Here is a 14817-nt window from a genome sequence, read left to right on the forward strand (position 1 = left end):
AGGGCAGCGGGGTGTGGTAACGAAAGCAGTGCCGTGACCCATTCGTGTGGGGGCTGGTATCCGTCTGGAGACGAGGTGGTCTCCTGATTACCAACTCCGGACAGGATGTCTACACGCGAGCGCAGAGCTTCAGGGCGCTGCCACGATGTGTTGTTGGCGCCAGCAGATCGAGTGCTGAGCGCAGCAAGCGCACGGCGATTAATCCCCGCTGAGCGCTTCTGGCGGCACGAAGATGACTCGGGTCAGGCGATGTATTATAATTCGATTAACATATCTGGACTTCGCCCTGTCATGGAAACAAAAAGCGCTCGACTCACGATTCTGATCGATCCTGTGAAGAAGGAAGCATTCGAAAAACTGTGCGCTGCGCAGGATTTGACGCCCTCACAGGTGGTGCGGCAACTGATTCGCGAATACCTTGAGCAGCACGGTGTCACCTACAAGACAAAGAGCGCCGTTGGTGCGCGCCCACGCCGGAAAACGGCCTGAGGTACACCGGCGTCAGGCTATGACGCGATCCGGTTGAGAAGTTACCGTCCGTTCGTACTGAATGCCGCAGGGTGCTCCTTCATGCGGTTACCTTTGCAGCATGCAAGGTAAATTACACGTCTTCGTTAAAGCCAGTGCACGCGTGAACGCGAGCGTCAGATGTGCGGCTTTCCGGTTCCTGAAGGCACGTAGGCGTTCCTATTGAGCTTCGGCCTGGCGGCGCTTCTCGGGGCCCACCCAAGATCGGTCCGCTTGTCGATCAAGCGCAAGTCCTTTCTGTTATTGCGCGGCTTGTCCCCTAACGTATCAAAGACGGAATACAAGGTATCCGTCTACGAGTTAGCAACCATCTCCGATAAGCGCCGCAGCCGGTGTGTCTCACTGCGCAGCAACTTCTACCTCTGTGGCTATAACACCATCCCATGACGTTTCGGTGACTACGGCGCCTATATTGACGCATTCATTTGCGACTCTTCAACTTGATCGGCCGCAGTTACCTTCGTCGTCAAGGGACAAGGTGAGGAACGTCGGCAATCGACAAATTGCCATGTTGATACCATGATAATATCGTTATCATAGCGCCCGTATATAGATGCGATGTTCCTATTACGTGGTTGCGCATTTCCACGATGTACCGGGTGCGGGTCGCTGTTCTTCGGATGGGATCTTGGCTCTACGAAATGCACGGGAAGCGTGAGGGCGAACCGGCATGTCATGTGATGACACAGAGCGTCCTTCCGAGCCCAGTCGGCACATACCTTGGAGACACCGCCGTTTGTCGAGTAGCTCTGTTCATCAGGTATGGCCAACCATCGTCGCCTTGCGCGACCGGCGTACTGATTACGAGCAGGTACGAATGGTCTCATTGTCCATTGCATCTCAATGATTTATCAGAGAGAACAAATCGATGGAATACGTCTACAAGTTTTATCTATCAGACACACACGGCATTTCTTCCGAAATTCCTTTTCGTGAGGTTGTTCTTCCCGAGCCGCTTGAGAAAATCCGTGTCGGAAAATCGGTAGAACTTCCGGACGTGGGTGACGGAGTTGCTCACGGCCAATTCAGGATCACGCGCGTCGAGTCTGATGCTACGGTCACGAAGGTTCCAATGACGCTGGCGGTGCGTGTCGGAGTTGTGAGGCTTCATCAGACGAGTGGTGAGTTTCACGCCGACATGCGTCAGCTTCGTGCGACGCGCGGCGAGGGCGCTTGATCTTCCTCATGCCGACATTGTTTCGGGTGCCGGACATGATGCCTGCCATCTTGCTCGCATCGTCCCCACGGGGATGATTTTCATTCCCTGCGTGGACGGAATCAGTCATAACGAAGCCGAGTCAATTACGCCGTCCGGGGCGAATGTGTTGCTGCAGGCCGTGCTGCAAAGTGCCGGACCCCTTGGCGTGCCAGTGTGATGTTCAATGATTCAGCAGAGCATCCGGCCCCAGGATTGGTTCGACACACGAGGCCGTTTTTTTATCTCGCTGGTCTCTTGGTGCCGGCATTCGTACAGGCCTTGTATCTGAATGACATCGATCTGCGTGCTTACCGGGACTATGCGCTAACTCACATCGCTGACCACGAAATCAATCGCATCGACGAGTTCCTGCCTTCGCAAAGGTAAGGCGGTCAGCGATGGGGATTTGCTACGTGAGCCTGCGCGTCCGCTTTGAGAAACCACGTTGCGCGAATCGCCATTCCCCTCGGCCATCAGTGGACACTGCTCAAAGAGGGCTGCGAGCCACTCAACGAAGACACGTACCTTTCCTGCTAAATGCCGATTGTGGGGATAAACCACTGCAATTGGCATTGAACGCGGCTTCCATCGCGGCAGCACTTCAACTAACGCACCGGAAAGCAAATGCGTTGCGACCATAAAGCGTGGGGCTTGAATCAAGCCGCAACCTTCCAGGCAGCAAAGCACGGCCGCTTCCGCATCGTTCACATATAGAGTGCCAGGAACCTTGACTTCGATCGTCTCGCGATCGATCGTGAAGTTCATATGTGAGACTCGACCTGTAAGGCTGGAGAAGTACTGGATTCCGTGGTGTTTTTCGGCTTCGGCCAGCTTGATTGGTAACCCAAATTGGCCAATGTACGCCGGACTCGCAACGGTTACGGTCTGAAGGTTTCCTAAGCGCCGCGAGACAAGACTGGAATCTTGGAGTTGTCCTACGCGGACGGCGCAGTCTACGCCTTCTTGAATGAGATCGACCTGTCTGTCACCGAATCCGATCATCAAATCAATGTCCGGATATTTTTCGCGGAACGCTGCTATCTTCGGAATTACGATTAGCTTCCCGATCGAGCCGGGCATATCAACGCGCAACTTGCCACGCGGGCCTTTACCCGAATGAGCCAACGCTTCTTCCGTCTCGCTGATGTCAGCCAAAATGCGAAGACAGCGTTCATAGTAATCGGCTCCTTCCGGGGTGAGACTGAGGCGCCTGGTTGTCCGGTGCATGAGTCGAACCTGGAGATGTGCTTCCAAATTCTTGATGATGGTTGTCGCAGACGCATGCGGCAGTTCAAGCGCGTCAGCCGCTCGCGAGAATCCGTTAAGCTCTACCACCTTGGTAAAAACCTGCATCGCTTGTAAGCGGTCCATATCTGTTTCCTCAACGCTGGAGAGTTGCTCCGGCATCCTTGCTGCACGTCAACGGCCTCGAAGCTCGGCAATTGTTCGACGCAGCCGAATTATAATCTGGATTATAACCATTTATCAGATTCGCGTATTCGGGCAAAATAGGCACGTTGAAATCCCGGAGGGCCGGCGCGCCGCGTCTCTCAAAACTTATGAAGTCGAAGCTGGACGGCGCGCTATGTGTCGAGGAAGAAGTCATTGCGGGTCATGTTCAAACCGTAACGCTTAGAAGCTATCGGCCTTCGTCCAATGGCAGACAGCTTCCCGTTATCCTCTATTTTCACGGTGGAGGGTTCGTACGCGGAACGCTTGAAGATGGCGACGCAGCAGCTTCTCATATCGCCCGGACCACACCTGCCTGGGTAGTCTCGGTCGGCTATTCCTTGTCACCCGCGTTTCCATTTCCGGCAGCGCTGGAAGACGGCATCCGAGCGGCTCGCTGGGCCGTTGCCAATGCTCGCGCGATGGGGGCCAACGGGCGGCGCATCGGGATTTGTGGGCATGACGCTGGCGGTAATCTGGCAACCTGCATTGCTGCCATGGCGCGCGATCGCGAATCAATAGAGTTTCTCGCGCAGGCACTTATTGCGCCTCTTCTCGATCCAAGCATGACCAGGATCGCTCGCAGCCAAGACCTCGCGGGGGCGGACTTTGCAGCACAAGAGTATTCACGGTGCTATCGCGCTTACTTGCCGTACGTATCGTTACTGATGCATCCGTACGCGGCACCCATTGAATCTCTTCGGCTTTCGGGTCTCCCCCCTGCATTAATTGCAAGCGCCGAAAATGACCGCTTACGTGTCGAGGCAGAGAAGTATGGAAGCGAGCTCATTGCAGCGGGTGTGCCGACAGAGGTGACGAGGTATAAGAGCGCGTCGCACGATTCCTTGGCTAGCCACCCTGGGGCGCTAACCGATATTGGCATGTTCTTTCGCAAGCGGCTTACAACACTAGTTCTTAAGTCTTGATTTTCGTGTGCCGGCGTCGCGGCGTGGCTGCCAAGCAGCAGTGAGATCCAAGCGGCGAAGCGTAACGCCCAAACGAGGGACTGCGCTCTCTTATCGCACACTCAACTGAGCCGCTAAGCAGATGAGGCGCGGCGTCCATCGAGGCGCCGCTCAGCCGTATTCTTGGAAGGGTGACGCGCTGACCTGTAGCACGCGCTAAGCTCTCAGGCGGCTGCCCTCACGCTCGTGGCGGAAAATGTGGCTACGATGCTTCGGCCATTTGGCGCAAATTTACTTTTGGCAATGAATAAAGGTCAATGAGCTCACTCGCTACGCCTTCGAGTATCTCTGCGGATAGGTTTTCATCCGAAATCGCACGTGATACCGAGATGGCGCCCATGCAAGCGCTGAAAAGAACCATCGCTTTTGCTCTGCGGCGAGCAGCGAGGGCCGGGGGGAGCATTTTTTCCAAAACGTCGAACACCCGGCTCACGCGGGCTGTGTAGGCCTCACGCGTCGCAACGTTGCTTCTTGCTACATCGTTCACAAGGGAGGACAGCGGGCAGCTTCTCGACACATTGTTACGATGACTTTCGGAAAGATATCCGCTGATACATCTGCTCAGACTGACAGTCGCGGCGCCCTCCCACGTGTCAAGGTCTTTGAACGCGAGGGACAGTGCCTCAATGACGAGGTCATCCCGCGAAGCAAAATGTTTGTAGAAGCCGCCGACCGTCAGGCCTGCCTCTTTCATGATGTCGGCCACGCTGATGCCTTCAATACCTAATTCCCGAAAGCGACGAGCGGCCACATCTACGATTTTCGCATGTGTTGCAAGTTTCTCAGCCTGAGAATGTCCCATGTCTTTCGCCGTAGTTCCTGAAAATCTAAATCATTATCATAATCCTGTTGTCAAGGAAAAGATAGCTATCGACTAGATAGTTTCCCCCGAGATCCCGAAGTCTCGGGTTGCTGAACCAATGATCAAGCTCTGGAAATTTGTTTGTATTCTCGGCACTGGCGAATAGCGGTGACGGCCGTCATTTCTTCTCGGCGTTGTCGCGCCGGAACGTTCTATCCGTAGTCAGGGATCCCAACTGCGTCTCGACAATGTCACAGCGCGTCAAAGGACCGCAAACGAGGAGATACGGCGTGGAAGTCAAATTGGCATTCTGGATAAAATGAATAATCCATAACGCCGTAAAGAGATACGTCACCTGCTGGCATCGAGTCCATCGTAAGCCCAGACTGGACGATAAATTTTAAGGCGCAGTTCAGAGATGTGGCGCAAAACAACCCTACGTGAGACGGAAAGAAAATTTGTTCGGCCGCGCCGTCAGCGAGAGACCCTTCACGAACAAAGAAGCCTTGCGCGAATTTTCGGATGACGCGGCACCCGGCATTGCCGTGGAATCCGCGATTTCGCCGAGCGGGTTTGTCGCAATGCGACATGGACTATTCAAAATTTTATTCTTGTCGCTCCCGGCACCATGCGCTTTGAATCACGCCTGGGAAACTGATCTTTTCACAAATCTCGAGCGTACTGGCATCTTGCGAATGGAGCAGACCACCAGCGAAAAAAAGGGGCCCTTATAAAGGCCCCCTTTGCCGTCAGAACGCTTCGGTTTTAGAACAAATGTTGGATACCAGCATAGGCCCCTGACTGAGAGTGTCCAGGCAACGGGTTGTCTGTGCCGGTGGTTGACCCGTAGGAGTTCGAGTTGAGTCCAAAGTTAGCGTGCGAGCTGTTTCGTGCAGTCGCAATCTGCAAATCGAGCAATGTCCGCTTCGAAAGATTGTAAGTGCCGCCAACCGTGTAGATGGTGGCATTGCCACCACCGTTGTTTGCGTTCACGTGGTACGCGGCTGCAATGAGCGCCGCCGCTGGCGTCGCTTGCCAGGTTACTCCGCCCCATTCCTGTTTCGTCGTTGTTATGCCGCCGGAATTCGCGCCGCTGCTTGAATGCGCCTGTTGGTAGGTCGCTTGCAGTTTAAACTGTCCCAGGAACACGTTGATGCCGCCAAAGTATTCGCGTGAATAGTTAAACACGTCGTCTAACGTTCCATTTGCGGCATCTCTCCACTCGTCATAGATTCCGCGAAGCTGGAAAAAAGGATTCGTATAGGTCAGTTGGATACCGTCTGCGCGACCCTGGGCCGTGGTGCCATTGCCGTTCCAACTTGTTGCGTTGGAGAGCGCATATTGGCCAAAGACATCAAAGCCAGCAATGTTGGGCGACTGATACGAAATGTTGTTGCTCGAATGGTTCCAGTTACGCCCGCGAACGAGTGATGCAGACGACCAATTGCTTTGGCCAAAGGGATCAAAATCCCAAACACCATTTGATATAAACAGCTCTTTGCCTAACAAGGCTGTACCGAAGACGTCGTTAGATATCCCGATGGTGGCGAATCGGTCGAACAGCCCGTTGTTGGACGGCCCTTGTCCGTTCACGGTGTTGAAGGACCCCTCGAGATGAAAGAGAACTTTGTTGCCACCACCAATATCCTCGACGCCTTTCATGCCCCAAAGACTGGTTCCCCAGTCTCCACTTTCAGCACGAAACCTGCTGCTTGAACCTGTCGGCGCTCCGTTGTTGGGGCCAGTTGGTGCGCCGTTTAGGTATTCCAAGCCAGCGTCGATCCGGCCGTACAAGGTTACGCTACTTTGAGCATGGGCCACTGTGCCGGCCAGGAGCGCGGTTACGCCAGCTAAGATATGTTTTTTCAAGTCTCCTCCATTCACCTTTGTGAGACGAGACTCAACGGCGGAATTATGTTCGCGCTCGGGTCGAGTACTCGCACTAGTCCAAATTAACATCTCGTTTTACATACAAGTTTGGCGTCCTAACACTTGCACGTTTCTCTATATCGCAACTTCACCTTATGCGATGGGAAGACATACCGTTGCCGAAATAGTTAACGTACTGCAAGGAGTTAGGACACGGTGGATTATATATAAACTCCAGATGAACGGGGGGACGTCGCAGGTTTTTAATGACTTGTGGCTGTGTTGCAACATACCGTTATCAATTGGAACGGCAGGCTAAACGTTAGCTGCAAACGTCACTTTGTCACTCTGGCTTGAGTGATGCAGGCAGGAAGCACATGCATCGTTAGCATGGGTCGCCGCCAAGCTTCTAAGGAGCGTTTTCGGTCGCGTAAATTTCTTAAGCTGATTCCGTGGAGTGATTTGCGGCATGCGCGAATTGGTCCACGATTGCATTAAGAACATCGAGCCGTGGCTCTCCTGCTGTGGCGTCGAGCCAAAGCGGAAGGGCGGCGTCCAAGACTTGCCGACCGTTTTGAGTCAGCGACAAGCGGCGCTTTCGGTCGCTTGATTCATAACTACCGGTGATCAGCGACTTTCGAGCGAGAATACTGTATTGGGCCGAGACCTGCGGATGGTCTATCCCGATCTCATCGGCGACGTCTTTTACTGTTGGCGGCTCGTCCCTGTAAAGAAGGCTAAGAAGACAAAATTGTGCTGGCGTTATCTTTGCTGGTTTAAGTGCAGAGCTAAGGCGACTGGTAGCCGCCCTCATTGCTCGCTGAGCTGCTACGTGTGCAACGCTCAACAACTTGGCTTTAGCAAGCAACGCGGCGTTATCGGAGATCATCTGGGTTGACATAGTGTGCCTCAAATGTGTCGTCGGCAATTACGCTCATTCTACGCATAGCCCATGTTTGATAGATGACTGTTGAAGCGGATGGTCGACTTATCGCGCACTGGATTCAGGCAAGCGTGTGGGAAGTGCTGTCGCATACTCAACAATCTTTCGGTTTTTTTGTTCGGCTAACCAACTGTAGTCCGAAACATGTGTTGCTTTGGATTCGAGAGCGACACGCGCATCTGCTTGATCTGCGTTGCTCTGGACAGTGAGGGGAGTGGTACCGGCTTTGGCCGATGCGGTCCCGACGGCTTCAGCATGGGCCAAGCAGGTAAAAAACAACAAAACCACGAGAGACGTTGGTATGAAGGCGCGCATGTTTGTCGGATATCCAGAAACGAAGTTCGCAGACGTGCCGGGCACCAATCCAGCTAGCTGGCCTTGACCGGCAATGTTCGCTGACTTTAAGAGATGCTAGGAAGAAGATAAAGTCGGGTAAAGCGAATAGTCTCATTGCTCAAGACGAACAATCGCTTGTCGACTAAGATCCGCCTCGAAATTCTTTGGCTCTGGATGCTTCTTCGTGCGCCGATGCGGCAAATGGTTGCCGGCTCTAAGCGAGTGTTCCATAACCGCGTGCGCTTGAAGTCAACCCAAAGACCGGCAGTATTTGCGTCGGTCGTCGCAACTTTTTATGGCCGCGCAGACCAAGTCATCGCCGTCGGTCTTCAACCACTCTCGACTACTTAATTTCTTGCTTTGGATGCGGCTGCCCAAGCTTGCGCTGTGAGCGACAACTGCGCTTCGGGCGCGATTCTACGGCACATGAAGGCATTGCGCTTAGATGCCACGGTATCCGCCCTCGTCGGGTTTTCAGCGGTCAATCGATCCGCAAAAAAATATTGACCTATTAGATGCTACGTGTCATCTTTGCGAAATCTGGAGTCTGATCGTAATCCATTCGATTTCTGGTCAGCACGTTAGCTCGAAGTGGCCAATCGCTCGCAATCGGCTAGCGCCGTCGTGGCCTCATGTGTAACTTCAACCGAATAAGCAACCGAAATTTTAAGGACTTACGAGAGTGGATACAAAGACGAAATTGGAGAATGCGGAGGTCCGGAACGGGTCCCGGTCGAGTACTCGCGGACGCGCACCAAAGAAATCTGTCCTGGTGATCGCGTTGGCAGTCGTGGTCATCGGTGTTGGATGGTTTGTGCACTCGCGCGGTAGCAACGCTGCCGCAGCCAGCGCCAGTCCGCCTCTTGCGCAGGTGACTGTTAGCAAACCGATAGTGCACGACCTCGATACGCGCATTGGGTTTCTCGGTCAGTTTTCTGCGGTTGACCAGGTTGAGCTTCGCGCGCAAGTGGGCGGCACTCTTACTGGCATTTACTTCAAGGATGGGGACGTCGTCCACAAAGGCGATCCGCTTTTTTCAATCGATCCAGTCCCCTACGAGATCAAGCTAGCGCAAGCGAAGGCTCAACTGGAAACAGCAAGCGCGCGGGTCGACTTGGCAAATCACGAATTTAGCAGGGCGCAAGAGCTTCAACGTAACGACGCTGGAACGGTTGAAAACGTTGAGCAGAAGACCTCTGAAAGACTTGCCGCACAAGCGGCGGTAGACAACGCCAAAGCGCAGATTCGTGATGCTGAGTTCGATCTTGCGCACTGCCGCGTCGCCGCTCCGTTCACGGGGCGCATCGGCAATCACCTTGTTTCGGTCGGCAATCTGGTAGCCGGAAGCCGCGCGGCGACGAGCCCCACTACGCTGCTTGCTACGCTCGTCTCGCTTGATCCAATCCATTTGGATTTCGATATGAGTGAGGCTGACTTCCAGCTATTTTCGAAGTATCAGCAGCTGTCGAAAGGAACATCCGCCGATAAGGTTCAGTTCGCTTTGGGTACCGAGCCGACGTTCGAACGGCAGGGCGTCCTCGACTTCATTAATAACGTGCTAGATCGTTCGAGCGGCACCATCCACGCTCGAGCAACCGTGCCTAACCGTGACCTTGCCTTGACACCCGGGGAATTCGCGCGGGTGAGAGTGATCGTCGCTCAAGCCACCCCGACACTTCTGGTTCCAGACGCCTCGGTCTTGCCGGATCAATCACAGCACGCTGTCTTTACGGTTTCTGCTGATGGTGTCGTCACTCCGAAACGGGTTGAGATAGGAGATATTCGTGGTGGTTTGCGTGTCATACGTTCTGGGCTGAACTCGGACGACCGGGTGATTGTGGGCGGCCTTCCTTTCGCGACACCCGGAGCCAAAGTGGCTCCGCAGGACGGCAAGATTAGCTACGCCGCAGGCCAGGAATAGGAACCACCCGAACCATGCGCATCGCACATTTCTTTATCGACCGGCCGCGTTTTGCGACGGTCGTGAGCAGTTTTCTTACGCTGATCGGGCTTGGCGCAATGTTTGTGCTTCCGATTGCGCAATATCCGGAAATCGTTCCGCCAACAGTACAAGTCACGACGTCCTACCCTGGCGCGTCGGCAGACACTATTGCTCGTACAGTCGCAACGCCGCTCGAGCAACAGATTAACGGCGTTGAAAACATGATTTACATGGGCAGCCAGTCAACCGGCGATGGAAGATTGACTGTTACGGTTACGTTTCGCATTGGCACCGATCTGAATGTCGCACAGATGTTGACGCAGAATCGCGTTCAGGATGCGTTGCCGCGGCTGCCGGAGGACGTACAGCGCTTGGGTGTTCAGGTTCGAAAGTCAACCCCAAGCATCCTTATGGCGATTCACCTCTATTCGCCGGACAAGACTCGAGACACGCTTTATCTCTCCAACTACGCGACGTTGCACGTAAAGGATGCGCTCGCCAGGCTTGAGGGTGTGGGAGATGTGCAGTTCCAGGGCGCACGCGAATACGCTATGCGCATCTGGCTCGATCCCGATAAAGTCGCTGCCAACAACCTGAATGCCGGCGAAGTGCTCAATGCATTGCGTGCTCAAAATCTGCAGGTGTCCGCCGGGGTTCTGAACCAACCTCCAACACATGGTAACGAGGCTTACCAGATCAACGTGGAGGCGTTGGGTCGGCTGTCCACCCCTGCTGAATTCGACGATATCGTGGTCAAGTCCGATAGTCAGGGACGGGTCACACGAGTGCGCGACATCGGCCGCGTCGAGATCGGCGCAGCCGATTATGGGTCGACGGCGTTCATGGATCGCAGCGACGCTTCTTCGCTTCTAATCTACGCCCAACCAGGTGCAAATTCGCTTGCGGTCGAAGGCGAAGTTTTGTCGACCATGAAAGGCCTTGAGCACGATTTTCCCCAGGGCCTTGGCTATAAGATTATTTATGATCCGACGATCTTCATCGGCAAGTCAGTCGATGAAGTTATCACTACAATTTTTGTCGCCATCTTGCTTGTAGTCGGTGTCGTTTTCATATTCCTCCAGAATTGGCGAGCGACCATTATTCCGGTGGTTGCGATTCCCGTTTCGTTGCTCGGGTCTTTCATCGTTCTCTACGCATTCGGTATATCGCTGAACAACCTCTCACTGTTTGGATTGGTTTTGGCCGTCGGGATTGTGGTCGACGATGCGATCGTCGTGGTAGAAAACGTCGAACGCAACATTCGTTCAGGCATGTCGCCAACCGAGGCGGCGCACAGAACGATGGACGAGGTGGGTGGAGCGCTGCTGTCTATCGCGCTGACGCTGTGCGCAGTGTTTGTGCCTTCAGCTTTTCTGAGTGGGATATCGGGCCTCTTTTTCCGGCAATTCGCGGTTACGATTGCGGCCTCCACGATCATTTCGTGCTTTGTCTCGCTTACTCTGAGTCCAGCGCTGTGTGCCGTGCTCTTTAAGGAGCATGTCTCTCACGCCTTGCACACAAATGCTGCGCAGCGTTTCTTGCACCGCGGCTTTGATAAATTCAACAGAGGGTTCGACAAGCTTTCGTTCGGGTACGGAAAACTTACTCGTCGATTGGTGCGCGGCTTAACGGTCGTTCTTATTATCTACCTGGCCCTGATTGGCATAACGGCCATGGAATTTGCGCGCACGCCTACGGGTTTCATCCCGGAGCAAGACCAAGGGTATCTGATCAACATTGTTCAGCTCCCGGCCGGTTCGTCGCTGGACCGTACGGAGCAGGTGGTTCGGCGAGCGATTGACATCGCGCTTACAACCCGCGGTGTGGAGCACGTTGCTCCGTTTGTTGGCCTGGACGCGACCACCTCTACCGTGGCGTCGAACTCTGGAACAGTATTTTCGGGACTTCCATCGCTCTACAACCATTCTATTTCTGGTGTGACGGCCGCTACAGTGTTGGCAGACCTTCGCCAAAGGCTATCGGTAATCAAGGATGCCTATGTGTTGACGATCCCGCCGCCGCCTGTTCAAGGCCTGGGTAGCGCGGGTGGATTCAAGATGATGCTCGAGGATCGCGGTGGCCTGGGATCCGAAGCGCTTGTGCGTGCTGCGAACGCTCTCGTTGCTGCGGCAAGAAAAGATCCCGATTTCGCCGGCGCATTTACTTTGTTCAACGCGGGGTCGCCCTCGATTTATGCGAATGTCGATCGAGTGAAAGCTGAGAAGGTTGGACTGACGCCAACAGACGTCTTTTCGGCCATGCAGGTCTACCTTGGTTCGCAGTATGTGAACGATTTCAACTACCTTGGTCGGACGTATCAGGTCGTTGTCCAGGCTGATGATCGATTCAGGCACAACGCTGAGGACATTACTCGCCTTAAAGCGCGTAACCAGGCCGGGGAAATGGTTCCGATCGGGAGCGTCGCGACGATGGAAAGCAGGACCATTCCGTATCGTGTTCCGCGCTACAACCTGTATCCCGCTGCTGAGGTTCAAGGGGTTGCGGCGCCTGGGGTTGCCACTGGCACGGCCCTTAAGCGCATGGAAGAGCTCGCTCAACAGGTTCTTCCGCAAGGAATCAGCTTCGAATGGACCGACTTGGCATTCCAGCAGCAACAACGTGGCACTCCTACTCTGCTCGTCTTCGGTGCGGCTGCACTCTTCGTGTTCCTTGTCCTCGTGGCGCAATATGAAAGCTGGAAGCTGCCGCTGGCGATTGTCCTGATCGTGCCGATGTGTATCCTTGCGTCGGTGACGGGCTTGATTACGCGAGGTATGCCGATCGATATCCTGGCGCAGATAGGATTCGTTGTGCTTGTAGGACTGGCGGCGAAAAACGCGATTCTGATTGTGGAATTTGCTCGCCAGAAAGAAGGCGAGGGCTCGTCTCCAGTGGAAGCCGCAGTGCATGCTGCGCGCACCCGCCTGCGCCCGATCTTGATGACATCTTTCGCTTTTATTCTCGGAGTAGCGCCGCTCGCGTTCGCAACGGGGGCGGGGGCGGAAATGAGGCAGTCGCTTGGTACCGCAGTGCTGTTCGGGATGCTTGGGGTGACTTGCTTTGGTCTACTGTTCACGCCGGCGTTCTACATCTTGGTAGGAAAGTTTGGCCGTAAGGAGAGCGTATGACGAACATTTTCGCCCACGCCGACCGCGTCAGTGGCTCTACAGGCACGCCACTGTCGGCTGATTCCTCGCAAAACGGTCCTCAGAGGAAGTCAAAGGAATCGGACAATTCGCTTGGTGCTTTGAGGGGTATTTCGGCAGGCATTGTCTTAAGCCTCGTCTTGGCGGGTTGCGCAGTAGGTCCTGACTATGTCCCGCCCAACTCGCAGTTCGTACCGTTTCATAGTCATATTGCGACGGCGGGGCCACAGGCTCCATTACCAGCGCCGCAGCTCGACGTGTGGTGGACGGGATTCAACGATCCGATGCTAACAACCGTTGTTCAGCGGGCATTGGCGCAAAATCTGGATCTTGCCGCGGCGATTGGCCGTGTTCAACAGGCCCGCGCCGCAGCTGCCGGAGCAGGCGCTAATCTGTTGCCTACTGTTGACCTGAACGCGAGCGGGACAGCTGAACATCAGAGTCTGCAAAGCCCATTCGGAACGCTTGCCAAGACTTTTCCGGGCTACAGTCGAGATCAGAAGGAGTACAACATTGGTCCTGCTGCAAGCTGGGAAATCGATCTCGCTGGTGGACTGCGACGAAGTGCCTCCGCTGCCAGGGAGGAGGCGCAAGCGGCGGAGGCTGAGCAGCTCGGTACCCGCATTACCGTTGCGGCTGATGCGGCTGACGCCTATATACAAATTCGGGGTTTTCAGGCTCGATTAGCCGTTGCGCAAGACCAGATCGACACCGATTCGCACCTATTGGACTTGGTCAAAGTTCGCCGTCGCCTAGGTGCGGCGGAAGATCGGGAAACGGCGCAGGCGGAAGCGCTCTTCAAGCAAGCAAGGGCGACAGTTCCGCTGCTGAAAACTTCGTTGGAAGCACAACTTAATCGCTTGGACGTGTTGATGGGAGTTCAACCAGGAACATACGCGAAGGAGCTGGCTCAGCCGAGCGCAATTCCAAGTGTCCCTTCCATTGCAGACACCGACCAACCGCTCGATGTTCTGCGCCGTCGTCCTGACATCATTGCGGCTGAACGGAGGCTAGCGGCGTCAAACGATCGGATAGGTGCTGCCATATCGGACTATTATCCAAAAATATCGCTTTCGGGAGCGTTGGGATTTGATAGTGTGAGCACTAATCATCTGTTCTCTGCGCAGTCGTTTCAGCCCATTGGAACAGGGGCGTTGCGCTGGCGTTTATTTGACTTTGGAAAGGTCGATGCTGAAGTTGCACAGGCGCGCGGTGTGAATGTGGAGGCACTCGCTCAATACCGGCAGGCAGCGTTGAAAGCGACAGAAGATGTTGAGGACGCGTTTACGAGCCTTTCTCAGACTGAAGCACGACGGGTGGAGTTGCAGGACGAAGTCACTGCGTTGGAACGTGCACGAGCTCTATCAGAGCGTGCCTATAAAGCTGGCGCTATTACGCTCACCGACGTTTTGGATGCAGACCGACAACTTTTGGTGGCCCGTGACGATCTTGACAGCACAAAGGCTGATTCAGCGCGTGCAGCCGTGACGACATATCGCGCTCTAGGCGGTGGGTGGGACCTTTCGTCGGCGGGTGGAGTTGTGGCCACGGCTGCGACGGAACAAAAAGCGGCTAACTGACGCGCGACTGCGACGCTGATGCTGGCGTTGTAGTCTTTGATGCGAGATCTGACGTTGCT

10 protein-coding genes and 1 pseudogene are annotated in these 14817 nt (G+C 54.7%); 7 read left to right on the forward strand and 4 right to left on the reverse strand.

Translation table 11 applies throughout. From position 1 onward, the window contains the following. The first annotated feature begins 291 nt into the window (after positions 1–291). The 3 genes and pseudogenes from HB376_RS17555 to HB376_RS17565 all read left to right on the forward strand — a co-directional run. Entirely contained in the window at positions 292–489 is a 198-nt protein-coding gene (locus tag HB376_RS17555) for a ribbon-helix-helix protein, CopG family (RefSeq protein ID WP_213764989.1), read from the forward strand. A gap of 907 nt (positions 490–1396) precedes the next feature. Next, positions 1397–1705 carry a hypothetical protein gene (locus tag HB376_RS17560; RefSeq protein WP_213764936.1) on the forward strand — a complete coding sequence of 103 codons (309 nt, stop codon included), beginning with the start codon at positions 1397–1399 and terminating at the stop codon, positions 1703–1705. After that, positions 1680–1904, forward strand: a pseudogene (locus HB376_RS17565) (M20/M25/M40 family metallo-hydrolase); the annotation flags it as partial. The gene HB376_RS17560 and the pseudogene HB376_RS17565, both read left to right, overlap by 26 nt. Positions 1905–2050: 146 nt before the next feature. Here the strand turns inward: HB376_RS17565 and HB376_RS17570 are convergent. Further along, a complete protein-coding gene (locus HB376_RS17570) occupies positions 2051–3097 on the reverse strand; it encodes a LysR family transcriptional regulator (RefSeq protein WP_213764937.1) in 1047 nt (348 codons plus the stop codon). Between the two features lie 188 nt (positions 3098–3285). Between HB376_RS17570 and HB376_RS17575 the strand changes: the two genes are divergently transcribed. Next, a complete protein-coding gene (locus HB376_RS17575; protein WP_213764938.1) occupies positions 3286–4101 on the forward strand; it encodes an alpha/beta hydrolase in 816 nt (271 codons plus the stop codon). Positions 4102–4342: 241 nt separating this feature from the next. Here HB376_RS17575 and HB376_RS17580 read toward each other — a convergent pair whose 3' ends face one another. The 3 genes from HB376_RS17580 to HB376_RS17590 form a co-directional block, all read right to left on the reverse strand. Continuing rightward, positions 4343–4942, reverse strand: coding sequence for a TetR/AcrR family transcriptional regulator (locus HB376_RS17580; RefSeq protein ID WP_213764939.1), 600 nt, complete (start codon positions 4940–4942; stop codon positions 4343–4345). Positions 4943–5707: 765 nt separating this feature from the next. Continuing rightward, positions 5708–6811 (reverse strand): porin, encoded by a 1104-nt coding sequence (locus HB376_RS17585; protein ID WP_213764940.1) that lies wholly within the window; start codon positions 6809–6811, stop codon positions 5708–5710. A gap of 439 nt (positions 6812–7250) precedes the next feature. After that, complete coding sequence (locus HB376_RS17590; RefSeq protein WP_213764941.1) at positions 7251–7712, reverse strand: MarR family transcriptional regulator; 462 nt, start codon at positions 7710–7712, stop codon at positions 7251–7253. Positions 7713–8862: 1150 nt separating this feature from the next. On the opposite strand from HB376_RS17590, the gene HB376_RS17595 reads away from it, so the two are divergent. From HB376_RS17595 to HB376_RS17605, 3 genes are read left to right on the forward strand one after another with little or no spacing between them, the layout of a single operon-like run. Beyond that, the gene (locus HB376_RS17595) at positions 8863–10011 is read left to right on the forward strand and encodes an efflux RND transporter periplasmic adaptor subunit (protein WP_346730518.1); all 1149 of its coding nucleotides are present in this window, start codon (positions 8863–8865) and stop codon (positions 10009–10011) included. A 14-nt stretch (positions 10012–10025) separates the two neighbouring features. Continuing rightward, positions 10026–13160: a multidrug efflux RND transporter permease subunit gene (locus HB376_RS17600; RefSeq protein ID WP_213764943.1), complete on the forward strand. Its 3135-nt coding sequence runs from the start codon at positions 10026–10028 to the stop codon at positions 13158–13160. Continuing rightward, on the forward strand, positions 13157–14758 hold the full coding sequence (locus tag HB376_RS17605; protein ID WP_213764944.1) for an efflux transporter outer membrane subunit: 1602 nt from the start codon (positions 13157–13159) through the stop codon (positions 14756–14758). Before HB376_RS17600 ends, HB376_RS17605 begins: the two co-directional genes overlap by 4 nt. Positions 14759–14817: the final 59 nt, after the last annotated feature.

It is taken from the genome of Caballeronia sp. dw_19 (genome assembly GCF_018449515.1).
Lineage (GTDB): Bacteria > Pseudomonadota > Gammaproteobacteria > Burkholderiales > Burkholderiaceae > Caballeronia.

What these genes read in the sequence shown, in the direction of transcription:
- HB376_RS17555 (WP_213764989.1), top strand. Translation starts at nt 292, where the DNA reads ATGGAAACAAAAAGCGCTCGACTCACGATTCTGATCGATCCTGTGAAG.
- HB376_RS17560 (WP_213764936.1), top strand. Translation starts at nt 1,397, where the DNA reads ATGGAATACGTCTACAAGTTTTATCTATCAGACACACACGGCATTTCT.
- HB376_RS17570 (WP_213764937.1), bottom strand. Translation starts at nt 3,097, where the DNA reads ATGGACCGCTTACAAGCGATGCAGGTTTTTACCAAGGTGGTAGAGCTT.
- HB376_RS17575 (WP_213764938.1), top strand. Translation starts at nt 3,286, where the DNA reads ATGAAGTCGAAGCTGGACGGCGCGCTATGTGTCGAGGAAGAAGTCATT.
- HB376_RS17580 (WP_213764939.1), bottom strand. Translation starts at nt 4,942, where the DNA reads ATGGGACATTCTCAGGCTGAGAAACTTGCAACACATGCGAAAATCGTA.
- HB376_RS17590 (WP_213764941.1), bottom strand. Translation starts at nt 7,712, where the DNA reads ATGTCAACCCAGATGATCTCCGATAACGCCGCGTTGCTTGCTAAAGCC.
- HB376_RS17600 (WP_213764943.1), top strand. Translation starts at nt 10,026, where the DNA reads ATGCGCATCGCACATTTCTTTATCGACCGGCCGCGTTTTGCGACGGTC.
- HB376_RS17605 (WP_213764944.1), top strand. Translation starts at nt 13,157, where the DNA reads ATGACGAACATTTTCGCCCACGCCGACCGCGTCAGTGGCTCTACAGGC.